The organism is Streptomyces sp. NPDC021100, from assembly GCF_044333095.1.
Lineage (GTDB): Bacteria > Actinomycetota > Actinomycetes > Streptomycetales > Streptomycetaceae > Streptomyces.
In genome coordinates this window covers 455,705-479,614 of the sequence record NZ_JBIRQH010000004.1, presented here as the reverse complement: position 1 = coordinate 479,614, position 23,910 = coordinate 455,705, and the positions used below count along the sequence as shown (strand labels likewise).

18 protein-coding genes are annotated in these 23,910 nt (G+C 73.6%); 7 read left to right on the top strand and 11 right to left on the bottom strand.

The genetic code is table 11. The features are described 5' to 3' along the window. Window positions 1-76 precede the first annotated feature (76 nt). Window positions 77-2,680 (bottom strand): rifamycin-inactivating phosphotransferase, encoded by a 2,604-nt coding sequence (rph, locus tag ACH4PU_RS11615; RefSeq protein WP_398269608.1) that lies wholly within the window; start codon window positions 2,678-2,680, stop codon window positions 77-79. 1,015 nt (window positions 2,681-3,695) lie between these two features. Between rph and ACH4PU_RS11610 the strand changes: the two genes are divergently transcribed. The 4 genes from ACH4PU_RS11610 (at window position 3,696) to ACH4PU_RS11595 (ending at window position 6,781) form a co-directional block, all read left to right on the top strand. Further along, a complete protein-coding gene (locus tag ACH4PU_RS11610; RefSeq protein WP_185944471.1) occupies window positions 3,696-4,097 on the top strand; it encodes a hypothetical protein in 402 nt (133 codons plus the stop codon). 132 nt (window positions 4,098-4,229) lie between these two features. Next, a complete protein-coding gene (locus ACH4PU_RS11605; protein ID WP_398269605.1) occupies window positions 4,230-5,126 on the top strand; it encodes an aminoglycoside phosphotransferase family protein in 897 nt (298 codons plus the stop codon). A gap of 235 nt (window positions 5,127-5,361) precedes the next feature. Then, on the top strand, window positions 5,362-5,994 hold the full coding sequence (locus ACH4PU_RS11600; RefSeq protein WP_398269602.1) for a hypothetical protein: 633 nt from the start codon (window positions 5,362-5,364) through the stop codon (window positions 5,992-5,994). A gap of 19 nt (window positions 5,995-6,013) precedes the next feature. Next, the gene (locus tag ACH4PU_RS11595) at window positions 6,014-6,781 is read left to right on the top strand and encodes a class F sortase (RefSeq protein WP_398269599.1); all 768 of its coding nucleotides are present in this window, start codon (window positions 6,014-6,016) and stop codon (window positions 6,779-6,781) included. A gap of 23 nt (window positions 6,782-6,804) precedes the next feature. Here the strand turns inward: ACH4PU_RS11595 and ACH4PU_RS11590 are convergent, their stop codons facing one another. Genes ACH4PU_RS11590 through ACH4PU_RS11580 form a run of 3 tightly spaced genes read right to left on the bottom strand, consistent with a single transcriptional unit; the run spans window position 6,805 to window position 9,223 of the window. Continuing rightward, on the bottom strand, window positions 6,805-7,692 hold the full coding sequence (locus ACH4PU_RS11590; RefSeq protein WP_398269596.1) for a class I SAM-dependent methyltransferase: 888 nt from the start codon (window positions 7,690-7,692) through the stop codon (window positions 6,805-6,807). Between the two features lie 59 nt (window positions 7,693-7,751). Next, window positions 7,752-8,597: a polyphosphate polymerase domain-containing protein gene (locus ACH4PU_RS11585; RefSeq protein ID WP_398269593.1), complete on the bottom strand. Its 846-nt coding sequence runs from the start codon at window positions 8,595-8,597 to the stop codon at window positions 7,752-7,754. Then, window positions 8,594-9,223 (bottom strand): DUF4956 domain-containing protein, encoded by a 630-nt coding sequence (locus tag ACH4PU_RS11580; RefSeq protein ID WP_398269590.1) that lies wholly within the window; start codon window positions 9,221-9,223, stop codon window positions 8,594-8,596. The genes ACH4PU_RS11585 and ACH4PU_RS11580 overlap by 4 nt, the downstream gene beginning before the upstream one ends. Window positions 9,224-9,540: 317 nt before the next feature. Here ACH4PU_RS11580 and ACH4PU_RS11575 point away from each other — a divergent pair, with 317 nt between their 5' ends. After that, entirely contained in the window at window positions 9,541-9,999 is a 459-nt protein-coding gene (locus ACH4PU_RS11575) for a DUF779 domain-containing protein (protein WP_398269587.1), read from the top strand. Between the two features lie 9 nt (window positions 10,000-10,008). Here the strand turns inward: ACH4PU_RS11575 and ACH4PU_RS11570 are convergent, their stop codons facing one another. The 5 genes from ACH4PU_RS11570 to ACH4PU_RS11550 form a co-directional block, all read right to left on the bottom strand. Continuing rightward, window positions 10,009-12,231 carry a putative bifunctional diguanylate cyclase/phosphodiesterase gene (locus ACH4PU_RS11570; RefSeq protein WP_398269584.1) on the bottom strand — a complete coding sequence of 741 codons (2,223 nt, stop codon included), beginning with the start codon at window positions 12,229-12,231 and terminating at the stop codon, window positions 10,009-10,011. After that, the gene (locus ACH4PU_RS11565; RefSeq protein WP_398269581.1) at window positions 12,228-13,142 is read right to left on the bottom strand and encodes an SAM-dependent methyltransferase; all 915 of its coding nucleotides are present in this window, start codon (window positions 13,140-13,142) and stop codon (window positions 12,228-12,230) included. The genes ACH4PU_RS11570 and ACH4PU_RS11565 overlap by 4 nt, the downstream gene beginning before the upstream one ends. Window positions 13,143-13,708: 566 nt before the next feature. Beyond that, window positions 13,709-15,274 (bottom strand): amino acid permease, encoded by a 1,566-nt coding sequence (locus tag ACH4PU_RS11560; protein WP_398269578.1) that lies wholly within the window; start codon window positions 15,272-15,274, stop codon window positions 13,709-13,711. An 89-nt stretch (window positions 15,275-15,363) separates the two neighbouring features. Beyond that, complete coding sequence (locus tag ACH4PU_RS11555) at window positions 15,364-16,359, bottom strand: hypothetical protein (protein WP_398269576.1); 996 nt, start codon at window positions 16,357-16,359, stop codon at window positions 15,364-15,366. Between the two features lie 321 nt (window positions 16,360-16,680). Continuing rightward, window positions 16,681-18,087: a C39 family peptidase gene (locus tag ACH4PU_RS11550; protein WP_398269573.1), complete on the bottom strand. Its 1,407-nt coding sequence runs from the start codon at window positions 18,085-18,087 to the stop codon at window positions 16,681-16,683. A gap of 179 nt (window positions 18,088-18,266) precedes the next feature. Between ACH4PU_RS11550 and ACH4PU_RS11545 the strand changes: the two genes are divergently transcribed. Both ACH4PU_RS11545 and ACH4PU_RS11540 read left to right on the top strand, forming a co-directional pair. Then, window positions 18,267-18,875 carry a uridine kinase gene (locus tag ACH4PU_RS11545; protein ID WP_398269570.1) on the top strand — a complete coding sequence of 203 codons (609 nt, stop codon included), beginning with the start codon at window positions 18,267-18,269 and terminating at the stop codon, window positions 18,873-18,875. 496 nt (window positions 18,876-19,371) lie between these two features. Next, window positions 19,372-21,213: an AAA family ATPase gene (locus ACH4PU_RS11540; RefSeq protein ID WP_398269567.1), complete on the top strand. Its 1,842-nt coding sequence runs from the start codon at window positions 19,372-19,374 to the stop codon at window positions 21,211-21,213. A 181-nt stretch (window positions 21,214-21,394) separates the two neighbouring features. Here ACH4PU_RS11540 and ACH4PU_RS11535 read toward each other — a convergent pair whose 3' ends face one another. Together ACH4PU_RS11535 and ACH4PU_RS11530 are read right to left on the bottom strand one after the other, a co-directional pair. Continuing rightward, window positions 21,395-22,480 carry a hemolysin family protein gene (locus ACH4PU_RS11535; protein WP_398269564.1) on the bottom strand — a complete coding sequence of 362 codons (1,086 nt, stop codon included), beginning with the start codon at window positions 22,478-22,480 and terminating at the stop codon, window positions 21,395-21,397. Further along, on the bottom strand, window positions 22,477-23,811 hold the full coding sequence (locus ACH4PU_RS11530; RefSeq protein ID WP_398269906.1) for a hemolysin family protein: 1,335 nt from the start codon (window positions 23,809-23,811) through the stop codon (window positions 22,477-22,479). Before ACH4PU_RS11530 ends, ACH4PU_RS11535 begins: the two co-directional genes overlap by 4 nt. Window positions 23,812-23,910 lie beyond the last annotated feature (99 nt).

Genomic DNA, 23,910 nt, shown 5'->3' with positions numbered 1-23,910 from the left:
CCTGCCGAGGAACGTTTTGCCCGATTCAGGCTAGGGCCTGAACCGGGATTTTCCTGACAGGGCGTCACACGGAATGTCACGCAGGCGGCAGGATCTCGACGTACCCGTCGGTTCCGTGCACGCGGATGCGCTGTCCGTCCCGGATCAGCCGGGTGGCCCGCTCCACGCCCACGACGGCCGGCAAGCCGTATTCCCGGGCGACCACCGCGCCGTGGGTCATCAGGCCGCCCACCTCGGTCACCAGGCCCGCGATGCCGACGAACAGCGGCGACCAGCTGGGGTCGGTGAAGGCCGTGACGAGGATGTCGCCCGCTTCGAGATCGGCCTCCGCCATGTCGAGGACGACGCGGGCCCGCCCCTCGACGGTCCCGGCGGAGACCGGCAGGCCGATGAGGGCGCCGGCCGGCACGTCGTCGCGCCGGTACGCGCCGGTGAGGGCCTCGCCGTCCGAGGTGAGCACCCGGGGAGGTGTGAGCGCGTGGTACGACCGGAACGCTTCCTTGCGCCGCTGGATCAGCCCGCCGTCCACCCGGTTCGAGCGCACGGCGTCGTGGAATTCCCGGAAGGTGAGGTAGAAGGCGTCCTCCCGATCGGGAAGCACGCCGGCCCGCACGAGACGCCCGGCCTCCCCCAACAAGGCTTGTTTGTAGAGGAAGTAGCGACTGATGATGTCGTACTTCGGGTACTCCCGGTATCCGATGAACGTTCTGACGCAGTCGATCATCCGCTTGGCCTCGCCGGCCTTCCGGTCCCCGTCCGGCAGGGCGCGCAGGCGCGACAGTACGTCCCGCTCCTTCTTCTCCGCCTTCCGCCGCCCCTCTTCGAAGCGCCGCCCGGCGGCGCCCGGTGCGGAGTTCCTGACGCTGTCGAGGATGACGGGCACGAGCGTGGTGGGACGTTCGCGCCAGCGCGGCCGCGTGATGTCGATCTCGCCGACGCAGCGCATGCCGTACCGGTCGAGATAGGCCACGATGGCGTCGCGCGCCTCGGTCCCGCCCGGAAGCCCCGGCAGCTCGTCGAGGAAGTCCTCGTCCTGCACGCCCCGTAGGAACGCCACCACTTCCGGCAGCGGGCGGATCACGTCCGCGACGTCGAGCAGCGCCAGTCCCATCTCCGACGTGACGTTGCCGGGGGCGGACAGGGTGAGCGTGTCGGCGGCGCTCTTCTCCCCCAGCCACTCCCTCAGCTTGTCGTTGAGCCACCACGTGGCCTCCATCCCCGCCATGATCACCCGCAGGCTCAGCGGATCGGTGAGGATCCGCTTGTGCTCCTCGAACGCCTCCGGCAGGAAGTCGAACAGCGCCGGTCCGGTCTTCGTCCGGATGTCGCGCTCCAGGGCGGCGAGGGACGCCTGGCTCCGCCGGACCAACTCGGTGACGATCGCCGGATCGTTGTCGAGCGGGTCGGGCGCACCGCCGGCCGGCGGGCCGCCGGGAGCCGCGTCCGGGAGCGGCGCGACGAAGTCGGCACGGTCGAGGACGGTCTCCAGGGCGTCCCTGGTCAGCGGGTCGCCCCTGCCGATCACGTCCAGGAGGGCGGCGCGGCTCGCGGGCGCGGCCAGGCGCCGGGTGACGTCGACGAACAGCCTCCCGCCTGCCTCGTGCATGGGCACCATGGCGGTCAGCCGCCACATGGAGAGGCCCAGGGGTTTCATGGGGTCCGTCATCATCTGCCCGTGCCCGACGGAGACATAGACGCGGTTCTCCTGGTCGCCGGCCTCAGGGACGGGGAACAGCGTCGTGATCGGCCGGCTCTGGACGATGCGGAAGCCGTCGTCGGCCAGGCACCACTCGATGTCCTGCGGACGGCCGAAGTGCGCTTCGATCCGCCGCCCGAGCCGCACGAGGCGTACGGCCTGCTCGTCCGTCAGGGCCGGCTGCTCCCGCTGCCGGGGATCGACCGCGACCTCCCGCGTACCACCGCCGGGCACGGCGTGAACGGCTCGCTGTTTCACGGCGATCGTCCTGGCGACGACTTCGTCGTCCCGCACCGTGAAGACGTCCGGGTTCACGAGGCCGGAGACCAGGGCTTCGCCGAGGCCGAAGCCGGCGTCCACGGTGGCGACCTTCCGGTTTCCCGTGACGGGGTCGGCCGTGAACAGGATGCCGGCCGCGCGGGGGAAGACCATCCGCTGGACGACCACGGCCATGTGGACCGTACGGTGGTCGATGCCGTTCCGCCGGCGGTAGGTCACGGCCCGCTCGGTGAACAGCGAGGCCCAGCACCGGCTGATGTGCCGGAGGACCGCCGCGGGTCCCACGATGTTCAGGTACGTGTCCTGCTGGCCGGCGAAGGAGGCCGTCGGCAGGTCCTCCGCGGTGGCGCTGGACCGGACGGCGCAGGCCGCCCCCTCGCCGAGCCGGGCGAGCGCCCGGGTGACCGCCGCCGCGAGGTCGTCCGGGACGGCGATCCCCTCGACGGTCCGGCGGATCTCCGCGCTGAGCATGCGGACCGCCTCCCGGTCGTCCGGGTCCACGCGCGCCAGCCGATCGAGCCGATCGCCGATCGACGGCGCTTCCGCCACGATCCGCCGGAAGGCGTCCGTCGTCACGCAGAAACCGTCCGGCACGCGGATGCCGTCGATCCGCGACAGCGCGCCCAGGTGCGCGCCCTTGCCGCCGACGGCCGCGGCCCGCGTCTCGTCGACCTCCTGGAGATCCAGCACGTCGTGCCCGGTCATCGCGACACCTCCGGGGCGGCCGTGCTCCGGCGTGCCGCGGCGGCCGATCGGTGCAGCGGCGCCTCCGGCTCCGTCGGATCCTTTTGCGTCGACAACAGCACAGACATGTCCTTGCGCCCCTTTTCCGCGACTTGTGGCATCGGCCGACGATTCTGCGCCACCACCGGGGCCTTGCGGCAAGCCCCCGGGCGCGCTATATGTTGAGAGTGGCGAGGAGAGGGTTCTCCTCGCCTTTTCGTTTTTCGCGCTGCCGGCGGGGCGGCGAGGGCCGCCTCGTCATCACGGGGCGGCACGGGCGTTCCGCCGTCGTGTACGGCCTGGGGCCCCCTTTCCCGCCTCTGCCACGGTGCCCCGAGATCGCGATCTCAGCGGGGTGGGCGGGGGCCGTCAGCCGGCCGGAGGCGGAACGGCGGCGGGCTCGGATCCCGCGTTTCCGGCGGCCGGGAAGGTGGACGTCGAGCGTCGGCCGGCGAGAGGCGTCGGGGCTCGGGCCGGGCTCGGGGCCGATGTCCCGGCCGGCCACCGAGGCGGGGCGGGCTGGGGCCGGCGGCCGCGGCCGTCGACGCCGGTCTCGGTGCCGTGACCGCGAAGGCGGCCGGGCGGCTCGCCGCCGGCCTGGCCGGCTCCGTGGCCACGAGGCTCACCGGACCCAACCTCCTCAACGCGCGGTCACCCGCGCGCGCCGCCGGCTGATCGCCATCGGGGACTTCGCCACCTGGTCGCGGCACCGCCGCTTCCGGGACCTGGCCGGGCACGAGCGGATCGGCGGGTGGACGCCGCCGGCCCGCTGAGCCGGCGGTCCCGCCGGGCCCGTACCCGCATGCCCGCCGGGCCCGTACCCGCGTTCCCCGCCGTCCCGGTTCCCGGCGATTCGGACCCTCCCGTACGAAAACGGCTCCCGCACGAAATCGTCCGTCCGCCACGAACGATGGAACGCCCTTATCTGAATTGGCGTCAACTGCCCCGGCTCCTCTAGAATTTGAGCGCATACCGGCAAAAGGGAAAGGCGCCGTCCATGGGCACCAAATTCATCGAGGTAGACGAAACCCACAAGGGTCAGCCCAACGTGGAGGAGGGGGTGAAGACGATCGAGGTCGGCGGTCAGACGATCACGACGCCGATTTACGTGCAGCGCATCGATTTCGACGACCTCGCCCCCGAGGTCACCGACAACCTGACCACGGTCAAGTTCGCGGTGACGGTTCCCGAGGAAATGGAGGACCTTACCGGGGAGGTGGACGAGGACGGTTCGCCGGTGACGGAAATCAAGGAAATCCAGGTGCCCAAGTGGCTCGAAGTCGACCTGGGTCCCGAATCCCTGAAGCAGTACGAGGAAGCGATGGCCCCCTTCTTCGCCGCGGCCCGCGAGACCGAGGCCCCGCTCATCCCCGCGCCCCGCAAGCGCCGGAAGAAGTGACCCCCTGCCCCTCTCCCCGCCATCCGGGAGGGGGGCTTCGTCGATCCCGGCGCCCTGAGGGTCCTCGCCGGTCCGCGCCTCCCGGGGAAAGCGGTTGACCTCCCCCGCGCCCCCCCGGTCGGATGACTCCCCATGAGCATCGACGACGACCTCGTCCGCCGGCTGGTCGCCGGACGGTGCCCGCGCTGGGCCGGCCTGCCGGTGGAGCGGCTGCCGTCCGGCGGGACGGTCAACGCCGTGTACCGGCTGGGCGACGAGCTGCTGGTCCGGCTGCCGCTGGCCGAGGGCGGCGTGGCGGACATCCTGCGGGAACGCGCGTGGCTGCCACTGCTGGCACCCCGGCTGCCCGTCGCCGTGCCCGAGGTGCTCGGGGCCGGCGAGCCCGCCGAGGGGTATCCGTGGCCGTGGTCGGTGTACCGGTGGCTGCCGGGGCGCCTCCCCGAGGAGGGAGCGCTCGACGATCCGGTGCGGCTCGCCGCGGACCTGGCCGCGTTCGTGGCGGCGATGCGGGAGGTGACCCTGCCCGGGACGCCGCCGCGGGCGCACCGCGGCGGGCCGCTCGCCACGCTCGACGCGGCGACCCGGGCGGCGGTCGACGCGCTGCGCCGGACCCCCGGGGAGGACGTCGACTGTGACGCCGCGCTCGCCGTCTGGGAGGACGCGCTGGGCGCCCCCGGCCCGGCCGGGCCGCCGGTGTGGCTGCACGCCGACCTGATGCCGGGCAACCTCCTGGTGTCCGGGGGCCGGCTCGCGGCCGTCATCGACTTCGGGTGCGCGGGGACGGGCGACCCGGCCTGCGACCTGTTCCCGGCGTGGAACCTGCTCCCGCCCGCCGCCCGCGGGGTCTTCCGCGACGCGCTCGGCGTGGACGACGCCGCCTGGCGCCGCGGCCGGGGCCGGACGCTCTCCCAGGCCCTGATCGCCCTCCCCCACTACCGGACGGCCAACCCGTCGATGGCGCGGAACGCCCGGCACGTCCTCCGGGCGGTCCTGACGGAGGACCGGGCCGGCGACTCCCAAGTCGCCTGACGCGCGCGGTGATTGGGGGAAAGGCCGCCGTTCTTCCCCGCATCCGCCGACACGCCCGACACGCCCGGCCCTCCACCGGTGCCCCGGGAACCCCGGGAGGCCCGAGGTTCAGCCCCTTTCCGGCGTGTCCCTCCCCCGCTCGGACCAGCTCCGTCACCGAATGGAGCAATACGGCTACCCTCCGGATGCCGCCGGGAGGGTGCCGGGTGAACCTCGGATCAAGGAGGTACACCCAATGAAGTCAATTCGTACCGCTCTCTGCGGCACTCTGACGGCAGTCGCCGTCTGTGCGGCACCCGCCGCCGCCTACGCCCTCGAGGCCCCCTCGGCCCCCTCGGCCGGCCAGGTCGTCAAGCACGGCGACCACGACCGCGACCACGGTGACCGTGACCACGGCCGGGACGACGACCACGGCCGTGACCATGACGGCCGGGACGACGACCACGACCGGAACAAGGGGCGTGACCACGACGACGGCTGGAACGAGGACCGCGGTCGTGAGGGACACGACGACCACGGCAAGGACGACGACCACGGCCGGAGCCACGAAGGCCGGGACGACGACCACGGCCGCGACCACGGACGGGACGACGACCACGGTCGCGACCACGGCCGTGACCACGAGGGCCGGGGCCACCACGAGGAGCACGGCCGTGACCACGGCCGGCACCACGGCGACCACGACAAGGGCCACCACAACCGCCCGCACGGCTGGTCGCACGCGGGTGGCGGTGCCACCGCGCCGGTGGCCGCCGCGGAGTCGTCGTCCGTCGACACCCCCGTGCTCATCCTCGCGGGTGCCACGGCCGGTATCGCGGGTGGTCTGATCTGGTCCCGTCGCCGGTCCTCCCGCACGGTCAAGCAGTAACAGGGAGCGGACCGGAAACATGTCAGAAAAGCGCACAGGCGGTTTCGGCCGCCTGCTGACAGGGGCGGCCTGGGCAGCACTTCTGCTGGCCCTCTGGCTATGGGGCCATGACATCGCCGAGGAGCCGATATCCACGGCTCCGGTCACCGGTGACGTCAAGCCCTCGGGCCGCCCTCCCGCGCATGGCCTGCTCCCGGCGCATTCACCCCTGCCGGTAGCGGCCCCGCAGACCCTGGCCATCAGGGCCATGGGTCTGCGGGCCCCCATCGAAGGGCACGGCCTCGACCCCCAGGGCGGGGTCGAGGCCCCCCCGTACGACCGGCCCAACACCGTCGCCTGGTACAAGGACGGACCGGCGCCCGGTGCCGTCGGGGCCGCCGTGCTCGTCGGGCACGTCGACACCAAGACCTCGCGGGGCGTCTTCTACGAACTGAGCACCGCGAAGCCGGGGCTGAAGGTGAACGTCGTCCGCAAGGACGGCAGCACCGCCGAGTTCACCGTCGAGGACGTCGCCGTCGTCCCCCGGGACCACTTCGACGCCGACAAGGCGTACGGGCCCAAGGACCCGAAGCGCGCCGAGCTGCGCCTCGTCACCTGCGGCGGCGAGTACGACCGCGAGCGGCACGAATACACCGCCAACGTGGTGGTGTCCGCCTATCTCACCGGGACGGCCGGCGCCCCCGCCGCCCCGTCGCCGGCCGGGAAACCGGCCGAGCCGGCACGACCGGCGCAGCCGGCACAGCCCCAGGAACAGGCCGACGAGGGCGACGACCCCGACGCGTCCTGACGTCCGGCGGGCGGCCCGTGGCCTCAGCCCGCCGGGCGCCGCGCCCGCAGCGCGAACATATGCGGCACCCGGGGCTCCGCGTCCGGCAGCCGCCACCAGCCGCCCGGGTCCCGGACCATGCCGGGCAGCCGCGGCCAGGGCAACAGCTCGGTCTCGCGCAGCACTTCGAGCCCCAGCCCGGCCCCGAGGACGGCCCCGACCGTCTCCCCGAGCCCGTGCCGCCACTCGTAGCTGGTCACGGCCTCCCGGAGCGGGGGGCCGTCGGTGTACGTCAGGGGGTTGTCGCCGCGGATCGGGCCCCGGCCCTCCAGGTAGTCGTGGCGCAGCAGCAGCCCCTCCTCGCCGGGCGCCGGGACCGGTCCCAGGGCGTTGAGCAGCGGGTGGAACTCCACCAGGTACAGGATGCCGCCGGGCCGGAGCAGCCGGGCGATCACGTCGGCCCAGGCCGGCAGGTCGGGGAGGTAGCAGAGCGCGCCCTTGCCGGTGTAGACGACGTCGAACCGCCGTCCGCCGAGCGCCTCGACGGCCCGGTGGACGTCGGCCCGGACGTACTCGACGTCCCGGTCGCGCTCGGCGGCGAGCCGGCGGGCCTCCTCCACGGCGGCCGCGGAGAAGTCCAGGCCGACGGTGCGCGCGCCCCGGTCGGCGAAGGCGTGGGTCTCGGTGCCGAGGTGGCACTGGAGGTGGAGGACGTCGCGGCCGGCCAGGTCGCCGAGGTCGGTCCATTCGAAGGGGGCGAACCAGTCCTCGGCGGTCCGGGAGCCGTCCAGTCCGTAGAAGTCGCTGGCGACGTGGACGGGGGTGCGGGCGTCCCAGTTGCGCTCGTTGGCGCGGAGCATCTCCTCGATGCCGGGCGGCCGTTCACCGGGGAGGCGTTCGCCGGACGCGGTCGTGCGATCGTCTGCCGTCATGGGGCCCTCCTGCCGCGGGATGCCTTCATGGGGCCTTCCTACCACCGTCGGGCACCTCGTCACCTCGCCGGCCGGCGAGGAGGGGCCGGCGCGGAGAAGGCGAGGGCGGCGGCGCGGCGCCAGCGGTTGCCGGGGAGGGCGGGGTGGAGCGCGGCGAGTGCGCCGCAGTACTTGGTGAAGACGGCGGGCCGGACGCCGTGGGCGTGCAGCAGCCGGTCGGCGTCGGTCAGCCGGCCGGTGCCCTTGGTCTCGACGAGGACGAGGCCGGGGGCGCAGCGCACGGTGGCGCCGGTCCGGCGGTCGGCGCAGACGAGTCCGGCGTCGCAGGTGACGCGTTCGCCGTCGGCCACCAGGGTGGCGCGCAGGTAGTCGGTGGTGACCGAGGGGGTGAGGTCCGGCGGGGCGGTGATGCCGTACGCCGTGCGCAGGGTGGTGTCGAGCCAGGCGCGGTATGCCGGGTCGAGCGGGCCGGCGTCGCCGGTGAGCGGGAGCCGGTGTTTGACGGTGTCGCCCCGGCCGCCCTTGAGCTTGAGCTCGAACTGCCGCTCCCCGCTGTCCCGGTAGACCCGTTCGCGGATCTTGAAACGTTGCCGGCGGCCCTGCCGGTGTTCGTGGAAGGAGCGCAGGTTGGGGGTGTCGTAGTAGACGGAGTGGTAGTGGAAGGCCCGTCTGCCGTCGATGGTGAGGACGCGGTAGGCGCCGCCGGGCCGGTGCGGGGCGGTGAGGAGGGCGACGAGGTCGGTGAGCAGCCGGGCGGGGACCAGGTAGCTGCGGTCGAAGCGGGTGAGCAGGCCGGAGCGCGCGTTGACCTCGTCCAGGGAGACGGGCCGGGCGGCGCCGACGACGCGTTCCAGGGGGTGTGGCGTCGGGCTGGGGACGGCGGGGGCCGGGGCGGCGGTGCTCACGCGGCCTCCCAGGCGTGGGCGTCGCGCACCGACGGGCGGGCGACGGGAACCTGTTGGGCGGTGCCGGGCCGGAACTCGCGGTAGCGGACGTCGACGACCATGAGGTCGCGGACGTAGTCGATCTCGGTGACGGTCCAGTGCAGCGGTTCGCCGAGGCGGCGGCCGAGTTCGGCGCGGAGGGCGGCGGGGTCGGTGAGCACCACGTCGAGGGTGACGACGCTGCGGCGGGCGCGGGTGAGCAGCCGCGGGTGGTCGGCGACGTACACGACCAGCAGCAGGACGGCGCTCAGCGTGGCCGCGTAGCCCAGGCCGAGGTGCGGCAGGCCGCAGAGCAGGCCGAGGACGAGGGTGCTGAAGTAGTAGGCGACCTCCTCGTGCTGCACGGCGTCGGAGCGCAGCCGGATGATGGAGAGCACGCCGAAGAGGCCGAAGCCGAGCGCGGTGCCGCCCTTGGCGCCCACCTCGGCGAGCGCCGCCACGACGGAGAACAGGGCGACGTTCAGGGCGAGATAGGCGGGGACGAGGTCCCGCCGCCGGTGCCGCGGATGGTAGATCGCGAAGGTCAGCAGGCATACCGCGAGCAGGTCGAGACCCAGGTGGGTGGCGAGATCACGCACGGGTTCCACGGCTTCTTCCTCCCTGTCCGGCTGCGCCGGGCGGCGCGGCTCCAGGGAAACGATGGGTGAACGGAAGGGATCCTCCGGGTCCATTCGAGCGAACCGTGCGGGTCCTTGACGGCGGAGCGGCGGAGCTGGCCGGATCCGGTGGATTCCCGTCGCGTTCGGCGCACTTGCGGCAGGGGGAGCGGCTGTGCCGGATGGTTCGCGGGACCCGTCCCGGTGCGGCCGACGGGCCTCTGGCGATCAGCCCGAAGCCGGGGCAGGCTGGGCACCCGCGGAACGGATATGCGACTCGCATAAACGGACGTTCGAGGAGGGCACCCGTGACCCCGACCCGATCGCACCCGGACTCCCCCGGGCGCGTCGCCCTCGCCCCGGCGGCGGCCCGGCTGCTCCGGCGGCTGCGCCGCAAGCACGGGCCGCTGATGTTCCACCAGTCCGGCGGCTGCTGCGACGGCAGTTCGCCGATGTGCTACCCGCGGGGCGAGTTCCGCACCGGGAGCAGCGATGTGCTCCTCGCCGAGCTGGCCGTCGAGGGGGTGGCCGAGCCCGTCGGCTTCTGGATGGCGGCGGACCAGTTCGAGCGCTGGCGGCACACCCACCTCACCGTGGACGTGGTGCCGGGGCGCGGCAGCGGCTTCTCGCTGGAGGCCCCGGAGGGCGTCCGCTTCCTGATCCGCTCGCGGCTGCTGACGGACGCGGAGGCGCGGCTGCTCGGCCCGGGGACCGGCGGCCGGCCGGGCACCGGCGGCTCCCGGGACGGGGGTCGGGGGACGGGCTGAACGGCCGGATCAGGACGCGGCGTCCGCCAGGGAGAGCTTGTGCAGCCGCTCCGGCGGGCCCGGCCGGGCGTAGTACCAGCCCTGGGCCGTCTCACAGCCCAGTATCCGCAGGTGGTCCGCCTGGGTGCCGGTCTCCACGCCCTCCACCGTCACGGACAGGTCCAGGGTGTGGGCGAGCGAGACGATCCCCTCGACGATCTTCACGTCGACGGGGTCGGCGGGCGCGCGCTGCATGCCGCGGGTGAAGGAGCGGTCGAGCTTGAGGGTGCTGACGGGGAGCCGGCGCAGGTAGGACAGGTTGGAGTAGCCGGTGCCGAAGTCGTCGAGGGCGATGTCCACGCCCAGGTCGGCGAGTTGCCGCAGCGGGCGGAGCTGTTCCTCGTCGGCGCCGATGAGGGCGTTCTCGGTGACCTCCAGGCAGAGCGCCGACGGGTCGAGGCCGGCGTTGTCGAGGACGGCGATGGTCTCGGCGACGAGCGCGGGGTAACGCAGCTGGGACGGCGAGAGGTTGACGTTGACGCGGAGCGGCACCCGGCAGCGGCCGTCGCTGCGCCAGGCGCGGGCCTGCCGGGCCGCCTCCTCCAGGACCCAGCGGCCGAGCGGGACGATCAGCCCGGTGCTCTCGGCGAGCGGGATGAACTGGTCCGGGCCGAGCACCCCGTGCACCGGGTGCAGCCAGCGGACGAGCGCCTCGGCGCCGCGCACGGTGCCGTCGGAGAGCCGGACCAGCGGCTGGTACTCGATGAAGAACTCGCCGTTCTCCAGGGCGCCGGGCAGGCAGTTGGTGAGGTCGTGCCGGGCGATGACCCGGGCGTCGGAGTCGGCGTCGGCGAGCTCGTAACGGTTGCCGCCGGCGGCCTTGGCCCGGTACATGGTGATGTCGGCGCTGCGCAGCACCTCGGCGGCGTCCGCCTCGCCGGGGCGGCCGGTCACGATGCCGATGCTGGCGCGGACGGCCAGGTGGCGGCCGTCGAGGTGGACGGGGCCGGCGAGGGCGGCGAGCATCCGGCGGGCGAGGGCGGTGACGTCGCGCTGGGCGGTGGGGCCGGTGGTGAGGGCCACGAACTCGTCGCCGCCCAGCCGGGCCACCAGTTCGTCGGGCCCGGAGGCGCAGGCGCGCAGCCGCTCGGCGACGGCGACGAGGAGCTGGTCGCCGACGGCGTGGCCGAGGCTGTCGTTGACGGCCTTGAAGCCGTCCAGGTCGAGGTAGCAGAGGCCGAAGTGGCTGTCGGGACCCAGGAGACCGCCGGGTTCCAGGGTGCGGTCGAGGCGTTCGAAGAAGAGGGTGCGGTTGGGCAGGCCGGTGAGGTCGTCGTGGGTGGCCTGGTGGCGGAGGCGCTCGTGCAGCTCGCGGCGCTCGGTGATGTCCTCCATGAGCGCGAGCTGGTACTGGGGGCGGCCGGTGGCGTCGCGCAGCAGGGAGACCGTCAGATCGGTCCAGAGGACGCTGCCGTCGCCGCGGTAGTACGGCTTCTCGACGCGGTAGTGGTCGCGGTCGCCGCGGACCAGCTCGGCGTAGAGGCCCCAGACCTCGGGCGAGTCGTCGGGGTGGACGAGCTCGCCGACGTTGCGGCCGGCCACGGGGCGGTCGATGCTGCCGAACATCCGGCAGAGCGCCTCGTTGACGTCGGTGATGTGCCCGTCGACGTCGGCGATGCCGACCCCGATGGCCGCGCCCTCGAAGACCGCGCGGAACCGCTCCTCGCTGGTGTGCAGGGCCTGTTCGGTCTCGGCCCGGGCGGCGAGGGCGGCGCGGGAGATGGCCTCCTGCTCGGCGAGGGCGCGTTCGCGGAGCTCGGCGGCGAAGCCGGCGGCGAGGGCGTGCTGGAGCCGGGTGCAGCGGGCGCGGCACTCGTCGGCGGGGACGGCGTCGTCCGGCGGGCAGTAGAGCAGCAGATAGGCGTCGACGGCGCCGAGGACCAGCGGGAGGGTGGCGGGGTCGGTGCAGTGGCCGCGGACCAGGGCGGCGCCGACCTCGGTACCGGGGGCGGGGTCGAACGTCCGGGCGTGCAGCGCGTCGCGGAGCCGGGCGGCCAGCGGGACCAGGAAGCGCTCGAACTCGGCGCGGGTCAGCGGGGTGGACGCGGCCGGGTGGACGGCCCGGCTCCACAGCGCGGCGAACCGCCGCAGCCGCTCGTCCTGCACCGCGCTGTCGCCGGTGGGGTACGGGGCGGGGTACGGGAGCGGCTCGGCGGTGCCGGGCAGGGTGCGGCCGTTCGAGGTGCCGGTCACGGCTTGCGCCCCACACCGGCCACTCCGGCGAACCCCGCCGTGAAGACGGGGTCGGCGGCGTGGTCCGGATCCGCGGCGGCCCCGGCTTTCCCGGCGCCGCGCGCCTCCGGCCCGCCCTGGGCACCGCGCGGCGCCTCGGGCTCGCCCTCCGGGTCCTCCCGGGGCTCGGGACGCCAGGTGGGCATGGGCACCAGCCCGGGCTCCACCAGGGAGAAGCCCTTGAAGAACCGGGCCACGTCACGGCGCGAACGGGTGCACAGCGGTGAGCCGATGGTGCGGTAGACGCTCTCCACCTTCTCGCCCTCCTCGGGTTTCATCGGCCCGCCTTCCGTCGCGGCGTGGGTCAGGATCAGCAGGCTGCCCGGCGCGAGCGCGTCGCGCAGCCGGGCCACCGCCGCCCAGGGGTCGTCCTCGTCCGGTACGAAGTGCAGCACGGCGACGAGGAGCAGGGCGACGGGCCGCCCCGGGGCGAGCAGGCGGGTGACCTCCGGGCTGCGCAGGATGGCCTCGGGCGAGCGCAGGTCGGCGGCGACGACCCCGGCCCGGTCGTTCCCCTCCAGCACCGTGCGGCTGTGCGCGACGGCGACCGGGTCGTGGTCCACGTAGACGACGCGGGCCTCGGGGTCGGCGGCCCGGGCGATCTCATGGACGCTGCCGAAGGTGGGGATGCCGGAGCCGACGTCCAGGAACCGGTTGACGCCCCGCTCGACCGCGTAGCGCACGGCGCGCCGCATGAACGCGCGGTTGGCCTGCATGATCTTCGGCATGTCCGGGAACGCCTCGATGGCGCGCCGTCCGGCCTCCCGGTCGACCTCGAAGTTGTGCGAGCCGCCCAGGTAGTAGTCGTAGATGCGGGACACGCTCGGCACGGACAGGTCGATGCCCGAAGGGGCCCGGCAAGGACGCTCCATCACTCTGTCTCTCCAGCTCATCGCAGGGGTGTTGAGGGGTCTGAGCAGAGGCTACTGATCGTTCGTTCGAATGGTAGAAGCAAGCGGAGAGGTGCGGTCCGCATGCGCTCGCCGCTCCCCTTTCGACTCCAGCAGGTCTGCGGTTCATCGCGGTTCAAAACCACTCGTTCGCGTGAGATGCGTCTCTGTCCGCCGTCATGGGTGCCCTCGCGTCCACGGCGGCCCGTGCCGCCGGCCGGCGCTTCCCCTTCTTCGCCCTTCTTCGGCCCCCCGCCCCGCCTCCTCCGCCCTTCTCTGCCCTTCTTCGGCCCTCCGCCTCCCGGCCCGTACGGATCGGGACCAGCTCTCGCATTATTGATCACATCATTGCCGACTACAGCAAATGATCATGGACCGCCGCTCCCCGCGCAAGGGGCGCGTCCCGGTTCGCGAGGGCGCGCGGACGTGCGACAGGGACCGCCCCGGGCGTCGGCCGCCGGGGGTGCGGCCCCTGTCGTACGTCTGGTGCCCACGGGAGGTTTGCCCGGCCGGAAGCCGGTGCACGGGCCCGTCGCACGGCGCGCGTGCTACGGGCGCAGCGCGCCCGGTTCCGCCAGCGGCGCCGCGTGCGCCACGGCGTTCTTGGGGTGGTGCGGGTCCAGGAACCACCGGCGGGCCGACACCAGCCACCACACCCCGGCGAAGCCGAGCACCGCGGCCACCGCCACGGGCGCGTAGTTGAAGGTCTCCAGGGTCACCGGGTGCACCTGCGGCAGCATGAACAGCACGGTGATCAGCGCCACCCACCCGACGGCCACCACACCGATCGGCCGCGACCAGCGGCCCAGGTGCCAGGGGCCGCGCTCGAAGCGGTCGCCGAGGCGCAGCCGCAGGAAGGTCGGGATGACGTAGGCGATGTACAGCCCGATGGTGGCGATGCTGGTCACGGCCGCGTAGGCGGTCTGGTTGATCAGGTACGGCAGACCGAGGACGAACGCTCCCCCGGCCGCGAGCCACACGGCGTTGGTGGGCGTGCGGGTCGACGGGTTGATCCGGTGCCAGACGCGGGAGAAGGGCAGCGCCCCGTCGCGCGAGAAGGCGTAGATCATCCGGGAGTTGGCCGTCACGGAGGCCATCCCGCAGAACAGCTGGGCGGCGATGATGACCAGCAGCAGCGCCTTGCCGCCGCTCGCGCCGAGCGCGTCCATCAGGATCTGGGCCGGCGGCACCCCGGTCGTCGACTCCAGCGAGCCGTCGTAGCTCTGGATGGCGAACGTCATGCCGACGAGCAGGACGAACCCGGCGATCCAGGAGAGCCAGATGGAACGGACGATGCCGCGCGGACCGGCCGTCGACGCGTCGTTGGTCTCCTCGGTCATATGGGCGGACGCGTCATAGCCGGTGAAGGTGTACTGCGCCATCAGCAGCGACAGCAGCCCCACGTAGAAGCCCGAGTCCCAGCCGGTGCGGTTGACGAACTCGCCGAAGACGACGGAGGCCGACTGGTGGTGGTCCGGGACGAGCGCCAGGGCGCCGACGATGACGAGCACGCCGACGACGTGCCACCAGACGCTGACGCTGTTGAGCACGGCGACGATGCGGACGCCGAAGGTGTTCAGGACGGCGTGCAGCAGCAGGATGACCCCGAACAGCGCGATGGTGTGGCCGGGCGTCGCCGCGAAGTCGAACTGGAGGTCGAGGTAGGCGTTGAGGAAGGAGGCCGCGCCGAAGTCGACGCCCGCGGTCACCGCGATCTGGCCGAGGACGTTGAACCAGCCGGTGAACCAGGCCCACGCCGCCCGGCTGCGCTCCGGGGCCATCCGGTGAGCCCAGAAGTACAGCCCGGCGCTGGTCGGGTAGGAGGAGCACACCTCGGCCATGGCCAGCCCCACGATCAGGGTCATCAGGCCGACCCCGACCCAGCCCCAGGAGATCATGGCGGGCCCGCCGGTCGTCATCCCGTAGCCGTACATGGTCATGCAGCCGGACAGCACCGAGATGATGGTGAACGAGACGGCGAAGTTGGCGAACCCGCTCATGCTGCGGGCGAGGGTCTGGCGGTAGCCGAGCTGTGCGAGGCGCTCTTCATCGGAAACACCGGAAGCGCCGGAGGCGCCGGGGACGCCTGAGACGCCGGGGACTTCGAGTGGCACGGAAACCTCTTCCTCGGTTCGTTGGGCCGGGGGGCGGTGGGGGAAACCGTGGTGCGGTCGTGCTGTCGTGCTTCTGGATCCGGGGGGACTCAGCCCGGCCGCGGCGGCCGGGGCGGCCGGCCGGCGGCGGCGCGGGCCGCCCAGCCGCGGTACCGCAGGAACAGCTCACGCGGTTCGCCGCAGTACGACCAGGGCGCGTCGCAGGCGTACGGGCCGATCGCGGTGAACACCTCGTGCGCCTCGGCGTGCCGGCCGGCGAAGCCGAGGGCGTGCGCGAGGTAGTTGGCGTCGTCCGCGAACTGTGCGTGCGGCCGGGGCGACCGGTGCCGCCACCAGCCGTCGAGGACCCGGTCGATGTGCGGACAGTCGTTCCAGGGGTGCACCGTCAGCCCGTACGCGCCGCCGCTCTCCGCCCTGCGCTGCCGGTAGGACTCGGCGAGGGCGACCAGCGGGAGGACGGCCAGCGGGAGCCCGGCGGGCGCGGTCTGGGCCCGTTCGAGCGCCCAGTGGAACATCTCACCGCCGGAGCCGTGGTTCCGGTCGAACAGGAAGGTGAGAACCTCGTGGTGCGCCTCCCGGTTGTACGGGTCCCGGGCGGTCGCCTCGTTCCAGATCTGCCCGAGCAGCTCACGGTCCGGGGCGTGGACGCGCACCAGGGCCAGCAGGACCACCCACGGCGAGGGGTCCGCCGGGGCCGCCTCGGCGGTGGCCAGGCAGGTCTCCCACGCCCGCTCCATCAGCTCCCGGCCCGCGTCCCGGCCGGCGACCAGCGACCGCAGGGCCTGGACGTGGGCCAGCACGGCCAGGGCGTCCGGGGAACCGGGTTCGGCCCGGCTCCAGGTCTCGGCGAAGCGGAGGTTCACCCCGGCCCGGGCGAGGACCTGGAGCCGGAAGATCCGCCGGTCCCAGTCGTGGCCGGTGGCCGCGAGCAGGTCGCGGGGCCCCTCCCAGCGGCCCATGGCGGCGTCGTCCACGGCGGCGCGCAGCGGGCGGTCGTCGCGCGCGGGGTGGGCGTCGAGCTCCGCCTCCACGGGGTCGGCCGGCCCCGCCCGCCGCGCGGAGCGGCCGAATCGTCGGCGCTGCATCGGGTGCGCCCCTCCCTGCCTCGCGGTCGTCTGCCGAACGGTTCACGTGCGGTGTCGCAGCGCCCGCGGAGGAACATTGGCATTGTCATGACAAGTCGCACGACGGGCCACGCGAGCGGGAAAGGTGCACACCGGAACCGGATCGACGGCCGTCGGGCGGCGGGACGGGCGGAGACCCGCCCCGGACACACCGGTGGGCGCACGCCCGACGGAACCACCGCGACCGGAGACGATCGGTCCTGGGCCTCGGTGCGGCCTCAGCTTATACACACAGCCGTGCGAACGGGCCGTGCTCCCGGATATTCACTGGGTGAACTTCACTCACTCCACTCCCACTTGCCGCAGAGCACGCCGCTGAGCGGCCGAGAGCTCCAGCGGGAAGTAGAGGTAACACACCCCACCCGAACCGCCCTTGACCCGCCCCTGCGCGTCATGCCGCTTGGTCCGCAGCCAGACGTTCTCGAACTGACGCCTCTTGTACACCCGTTGGACGGCGGCGTCCGAGGGGGCCGCCGGATCGTGGACGACCACGTCCCCGCCCTTGGTGAAGCCGGTGAGGCACATCAGGTGCCCCGCCGTGCCGTACCCGGCCCCGTCCAGCTCGGCGGCGAGGAAGGACTGCGAGGTGATGACCGGGACGCCGGCCCGGACCAGCCGCTCGGCGTCGTTCAGCGACCGCAGCCGGGTGACCGTGCTCTGCAGGTCCCGGTAGGTCGCCGCGTAGGCCGCGTTGAACGGCCAGTTGCCGCACCCCTTGTACTGGTAGTCGTAGGTGAAGCGGGCCGCGTGGCAGACCTGTGGGTCGGCGTAGGACGGATCCACCCAGGCCAGGTCGGCGGCGGACGGCCGGCGCCCCCAGTACTCCACCGCCATCTGCGAGGAGGTCGGACTGCACCACGCCTCGCCCCCGTTGTCGTACTCCGGGTACTGCCCCTTGTGGATCTCCTGCGAGTAGCGCGGGACGGACAGCCGGTGCCCCGCCCCCTCCCCCGGCTTCGAGGCGGGCACCGTGAACCGGTCGGGAATCTCGGACCCCATCACCCCCACCCGCCACACCGTGGGGGTGCGCCCGCCGCCCGGCCGCCGGAAGAGGGTCAGGCGCAGGGCGTACGAGACGAACCGCGCGCCGCTCGCCGGCACGACGGCGAGGGTGTCGGTGGAGACGGCGCTCCGGCCGTCCTTCTGCCCGTCGACGGAGGTGCGCCGGATGTCGCCGGCCGCGTCGCCCGACGTCCAGCGGCCCATCACGTACCAGGGCGTGTGCGCGCGGTCGGCGTAGGCGGCGCGCACCTCGGCCTGGATCCAGGTGCCGGGCGGGGTGTGGGCGTTCCAGGAGGCGATGATCTCGGTCGCCGGGGCGGACAGGGTGTGCACCGGGGAGGTCCAGGTGGCGTACTCCCAGCGGGCGGTGGACCCGGTGTGCGGGTCGGTGTACTCCAGGGTGCCCGCCGGCCGGTCGAGGACCACGCCCGGCCGCCGGCCGTCGCGGACCGCCGTTCCCGCGCGGGTGCCGGCGCGCCAGTCGGCGAGGGTGGCCCAGGAGTGGTGGTCGACCGTCCCGGACGCCCGCCGGGCCCCGCCCTCGGGGACGGCGGCCAGGGCGGTGCCCGCCCGGGAGAGCGACGCGGCCGCCGTGACGGCGAGGGCGGCGGCCAGCAGGGAGCGGCGGGGCGGGCGGGGCGAGGGGCCCGAGGGGGGTGAGGCGGAGGGAGTCGGTCTGCTGGACATGGCGTGGTCTCCCGGTTCGGCTGTCAGTTGCGGCTGTCAGTGACCGTGCGGGGGCCGCCCACGCGGTCCGGACGGCCCACTATCCCGGGCGGGACCGCCGGTAGCCAGTGACGCGACGTGCGGCGCGTCAGGCGCACCGCGCGGGAGGCGCGTACGGGCCCGCCGCCTAAGGTGACCCCGTGCACGACCCCAGCGCCCCCCTCTCCCCCCTCACCGTCCTCGCCCGCCGGATCCGCGCCCGCCCCCCGTCCCTCGGCCCGGTCCGGCTGGTCGCCGTCGACGGATACGCGGGCTCCGGGAAGACGACGTTCACGGCCCGGCTCGCCGAGGCGCTGGGTGGCGGCACGCCGGTGCTGCACCTGGACGACCTGGCGACGCACGACGAGCTGTTCGCGTGGACGGACCGGCTCCGCACCGGGATCCTCGCCCCGCTCGCCCGGGGCGCGACCGCACACTACCGGGCCTACGACTGGGCGGAACGCCGCTTCGCCGGCCCCGAACGCGCTCTACCCGCCGCGCCGGTGGTCCTGCTGGAGGGGGTGGGCGCGGGGCGCAGCGCCCTGCGCCCGCACCTCGCCTGCCTGCTGTGGATGGACATGGACCGCAGTGACTCCTGGGACAGGGGTCAACTCCGCGACGGGGCGGAGCAAGCGGAATTCTGGGCCGGATGGATGCGGGCGGAGCGCGCGCATTTCGCGGCGGACCCCACGCACCCCTATGCAGAACTCCTGGTGCGGCAGGGCCCCTTGGGGTACGAGGTGCTGCCGGGACCCCACGGGACCGTCTGAACCCCGCCCTTCCCTACGCTGCGTAGCCAACCGCCCCGGGACCCGGCACCCCCGCGTGCCCCGCGCTCATGGACCGCCCCAACTCGGCTTGACCCCGGGCCCGTACAGGACTTACGTTCAGAAGGAGCGACCCGACGCGGTCGCCGGAGAACGCGAAGCCCCCGGTTGTTCCCCCGTGACCGGGGGCTTCGTCCTTCCCACCGGACACCCTTACGCCCCTTTTGCCCCACCGCCCGGACGGGAGGCCATCACCCACGGTGACGGGCCGCCGCGGCACCTCCCGGACGCCCCGCACACCACCCCGGGCGCCCACGAAGGAAGCCCCCGCACCCTACGGGCCACGCCGATCGCGCAGGTACGATGCCAAGCGGCGCACCCGTCGTCGGCGGGCGCCGGCAACACTGGTCAACTCCCGCCCACAGAACAATGGTTCGAACGACGCGGCCGGGCACCCGCCCGGCGGCGCGGCACGGGGGCAGGGTTTGTGGGGGATGCGATGGACTTCGGCACACAGGGCCCGCCCGCCCCGGCAGATCTCGCCTGGCTGCGCGGCGTGGACGCCTGCACGATGGGCGCCTACGCCCAGGCGGAGGAGGAGTTCCGGACGGCGGTGCGCGTCGACCCCGGGATGGCGGACGCCTGGCTGGGCCTGCACGCCCTGCGGGCCGAGACCTCCACGGCACTGCTGCGCATGTACCGCCACCGCGACCGGTTCGGCCAGCAGCGCGCCCGCCACCGGCGCCCGCTCAACTCCTGGTACTGGCTGGGCTGGTGGGTCCAGCCGGTCCTGGAGACCGGCCGCGACCTGCTGCTCGCCCACGCCTCCCACTGGCTGGACGGCCGGCACGTCCCCGAGCTGGACCGGGCGCTCGCCGAGTGCCCGCCCGCCGACACCGACCCGCAGGTCCGCTTCCTGCACGCCTGCCGCGCCTACCTCGTCAAGGACTGGGAACAGCTCGTCCGCCACACCGAACCCTTACTCGACGACCCGCTGCTGGGCATCGAGGCCGGGCTGTTCGGCGGCATGGCCCGGGTCCGCCTGGAGATGTACGGCCAGGCGGAGCCGCTGCTCTCCACGGCCCTGATGCGCTGCCGCAGCGAACAGCCGCAGCGCAAGGAGCTCCGCTACTGGCTGGCCCGCGCCCACGAGGGCACCGGGCGCAGCGCGGCCGCGCTCCCCCTCTACCGTGCCGTGCACCGGGTGGACCCCACCTTCATGGACACCTCCGCCCGGCTGACCGCCATCTCGGCCGGCGACGGACTCGACGAGCACACGGACCTCTCCCCGCCGTTCCCCTTCGGCGGCCCCGGCCAGGACCCGCCGGACGCCGCGGACACCGCCGGCGACCCCGAGGCGCGGGCCGGCGACGTCCTCACCGGCACGGCCCCGGCCCCCTCCCCCGTCGGCGGGGTACGGGAGGTGGCCCGGGTCCCCCCACAGCCGTCCTCCCCTCCCGCGCCCGGCCCCTCCGACCCCGTCCTGCTCGCCAAGGCGCTCGCCGAACTGGAGCGCATGGTGGGCCTGGAGCCGGTCAAACGGCAGGTCAGAGCGTTGTCCGCGCAACTGCACATGGCCCGCCTCCGGGCCGGCCAGGGCCTGCCCGTCCAGCCCCCCAAACGCCACTTCGTCTTCTCCGGCCCCTCCGGCACCGGCAAGACCACGGTGGCCCGGATCCTCGGCCGGGTCTTCTACGCCCTCGGGCTGCTCGGCGGCGACCACCTGGTGGAGGCCCAGCGGGCCGACCTCGTCGGCGAGTTCCTGGGCCAGACGGCGGTCAAGGCCAACGAGCTGATCGACTCCGCGCTCGGCGGCGTCCTCTTCGTCGACGAGGCGTACAGCCTCTCCAACTCCGGCTACAGCAAGGGCGACGCCTACGGCGACGAGGCCCTCCAGGTCCTCCTCAAACGCGCCGAGGACAACCGCGACCGCCTCGTCGTCATCCTGGCCGGCTACCCCGAGGGCATGGACCGCCTCCTCGCCACCAACCCCGGCCTCGGCTCCCGCTTCACCACCCGCGTCGACTTCCCCAGCTACCGCCCGTCCGAACTCACCTCCATCGGCGAGGTCCTCGCCGGTGAGAACGGTGACGCGTGGGACGAGGAGGCGCTGGAGGAACTCCGCTCCATCAGCACCCACGTCGTCGGCCAGGGCTGGATCGACGAACTGGGGAACGGGCGGTTCCTGCGCACCCTGTACGAAAAGAGCTGCGCGTACCGGGATCTGCGGCTGTCCGGCTACACGGGTGCGCTGTCGCGCGACGATCTGGCGACGCTGCGGTTGCCGGACCTGATGCAGGCGTACGGGGAGGTCCTGTCCGGGCGGGGCCCGGAGAGGTAGGCCCCGGACCCGCCCCTTCACCGTTTCTCGCGGGGGCAAGCCCCCGCACCCCCGAAGCACCCTGCGGGCGCTGTCCTCAAACGCCGGACGGGCTGAATATCAGCCCGTCCGGCGTCTGAGGACAAGGGGGTCTGGGGGCGCAGCCCCCGGGAAACGGCGAAAGGGCGGGACCGGGGCACCCTCACCCCGTGACAACCTCCCGCACCCGCGGATCCGGCACCACCGGCGTCACAGCCGCCACCCGATGCGAAGGATCCCGCACCTCCCCCACCAGCATCTCCAGCACATCCTCCAACGCCACCAACCCGAGCACCTTCCCGGAAGCGTCGGCGACCGCGGCCAGATGAGCGGCAGCCCGCCGCATCACCGTCAGCGCGTCATCGAGCGGCAACTCGGCCCGCAGCGTCTCGACCCGCCGCCACACGTGCTGCGGCACGGGCCGGTCCCGTTCCTCCAGGTCCAGAACGTCCTTCACATGGATGTAGCCCATGAAGGCACCACCGGACGCGCGCACCGGGAATCGCGAATACCCGGTCCGCACGGTCAGCCCCTCGATCTCCCGAGGAGTGACCGCCGGCGTGACGGTGACGAGACCGCCCGGATCCAGCAACACATCCGTCACCGGCCGAGTGCCCAGCTCCAGTGCGTCCTCCAGCCGCTCCTGCTCGACGGAATCGAGCAAGCCGGCCTGCCGGGAGTCCTCCACCAGGTGAGTCAGCTGCTCACTGGTGAAGACCGCCTCGACCTCGTCCTTGGGCTCGACCCGGAACAGCCGCAGCACCCCGTGCGCGCACGCGCCGAGCAGCCGGGTGACCGGCCGGCAGAGCCGGGCGAAGGCGACCAGGCCGGGGCCCAGCCAGAGGGCCGCCCGGTCGGGGGCGGACATGGCGAGGTTCTTCGGCACCATCTCGCCGATGACCAGGTGCAGGAAGACCACCAGGGCCAGCGCGATGACGTACCCGAGCGGATGGATCAGCCCGGCGGGCAGCCCCACCGCGTGGAACACCGGTTCCAGCAGCTGCGCCACGGTCGGTTCCGCGACCGCGCCGAGCGTCAGCGAGCAGACGGTGATGCCGAACTGGGCCGCCGCCATCATCTGCGGCAGGTTCTCCAGCCCGGTCAGGACGGTCCGGGCCTGCTTGGACCCTTCCGCCGCCCGCGGCTCGATCTGGCTCCGGCGCACCGAGACCAGGGCGAACTCGGCGCCCACGAAGAACCCGTTGGCCAGCACCAGCACCAGGGCGAAGAGGAGTTGCAGCACGCTCATCGCACGTCTCCCCTCACCAACGCCGCCCGCACGAACCGCACCCGCTCCGCCCGGTGGTGCCCCACCCGGCGCACCGACAGCCGCCAGCCCTCGGGCAGTTCGGCGGTGTCCCCGGGAACGGGGATCCGGCCGAGCAGGTCGGCGACGAGTCCGGCGACGGTCTCGTACGGCCCCTCCGGCGCGTCGAGCCCGATCCGGTGCAGGGCGTCGACGCGGCAGCTGCCCTCCGCGTCCCAGGCCGGGCGCCCGTCCTCGCAGGGGACGGGGGCCAGGTCGGGGCGGGCGGCGTCGGCGTGGTCGTGCTCGTCGCGGACCTCGCCGACGAGCTCCTCGACGATGTCCTCCAGGGTGACCACGCCGGCCGTGCCGCCGTACTCGTCGACGACGACGGCCATGGGCTGCTCGCTGCGCAGCCGTTCCAGCAGCGGCTGCACCGGCAGGCTCTGCGGGACGAGCAGCGGGGCGACGGCGATCCGGGTGAGCGGCGTCCGCAGCCGCTCCTCGGCGGGCACGGCCAGCGCGTCCTTGAGGTGGACCACGCCGACGACCTCGTCCAGCCGCTCCCGGTAGACGGGGAAGCGGGACAGGCCGGTGGCCCGCGTCAGGTTGAGGACGTCCTCGGCGGTGGCGCCCGCCTGGAGGGCGCTGACCTTGACCCGGGGCGTCATCACGTGCTGGGCGGTCAGCTCGCCCAGGGAGAGGGTCCGCACGAACAGGTCGGCGGTGTCCTGCTCCAGGGCCCCGGCGAGGGCCGAGTGCCGGGCGAGCGAGACGAGCTCGCCGGGGGTGCGGGCGGAGGCCAGCTCCTCGGCCGGCTCCACGCCCAGCGCCCGCACCATCCGGTTGGCGACCGTGTTCAGCAGGGTGATCACGGGCCGGAAGAAGTGCGAGAACGCGCTCTGCGGGCGGGCGACGAAGCGGGCGACCTGGAGCGGCCGGGAGACCGCCCAGTTCTTGGGCACCAGCTCGCCGAGGACCATCTGCACGGCGGCGGCCACCAGCATGCCGGTGACCACCGCCACGCCGGGCGCGGCGCCGGAGGGCAGCCCGGCCGCCTCGAAGACCCCGGTGAGCAGCCGCCCGAGGGCGGGCTCGGCGAGCATGCCGACCACCAAGGAGGTGATGGTGATGCCCAGTTGGGTGCCGGAGAGCTGGAAGGAGAGTTCGCGCAGGGCCTCGACGACGGTGCGGGCCCGCTGGTCGCCGTCCGCCGCGGCCCGCTCGGCCTCGGGCTTCTCGACGGTCACGAGGCCGAACTCGGCGGCGACGAAGAAGCCGTTCGCGAGGATCAGGAGCAGGGCCGCCGCCAGGAGCAGCAGCGAGACGGTGATACTCATGGCGCCGCCTCACGATGGGGGGCGGCGCAGGTACTACAGGACGGTCCGTCCATCCCGGAGGGGATCACTCCTCGGTTCGCAGGTGTCCCGCGG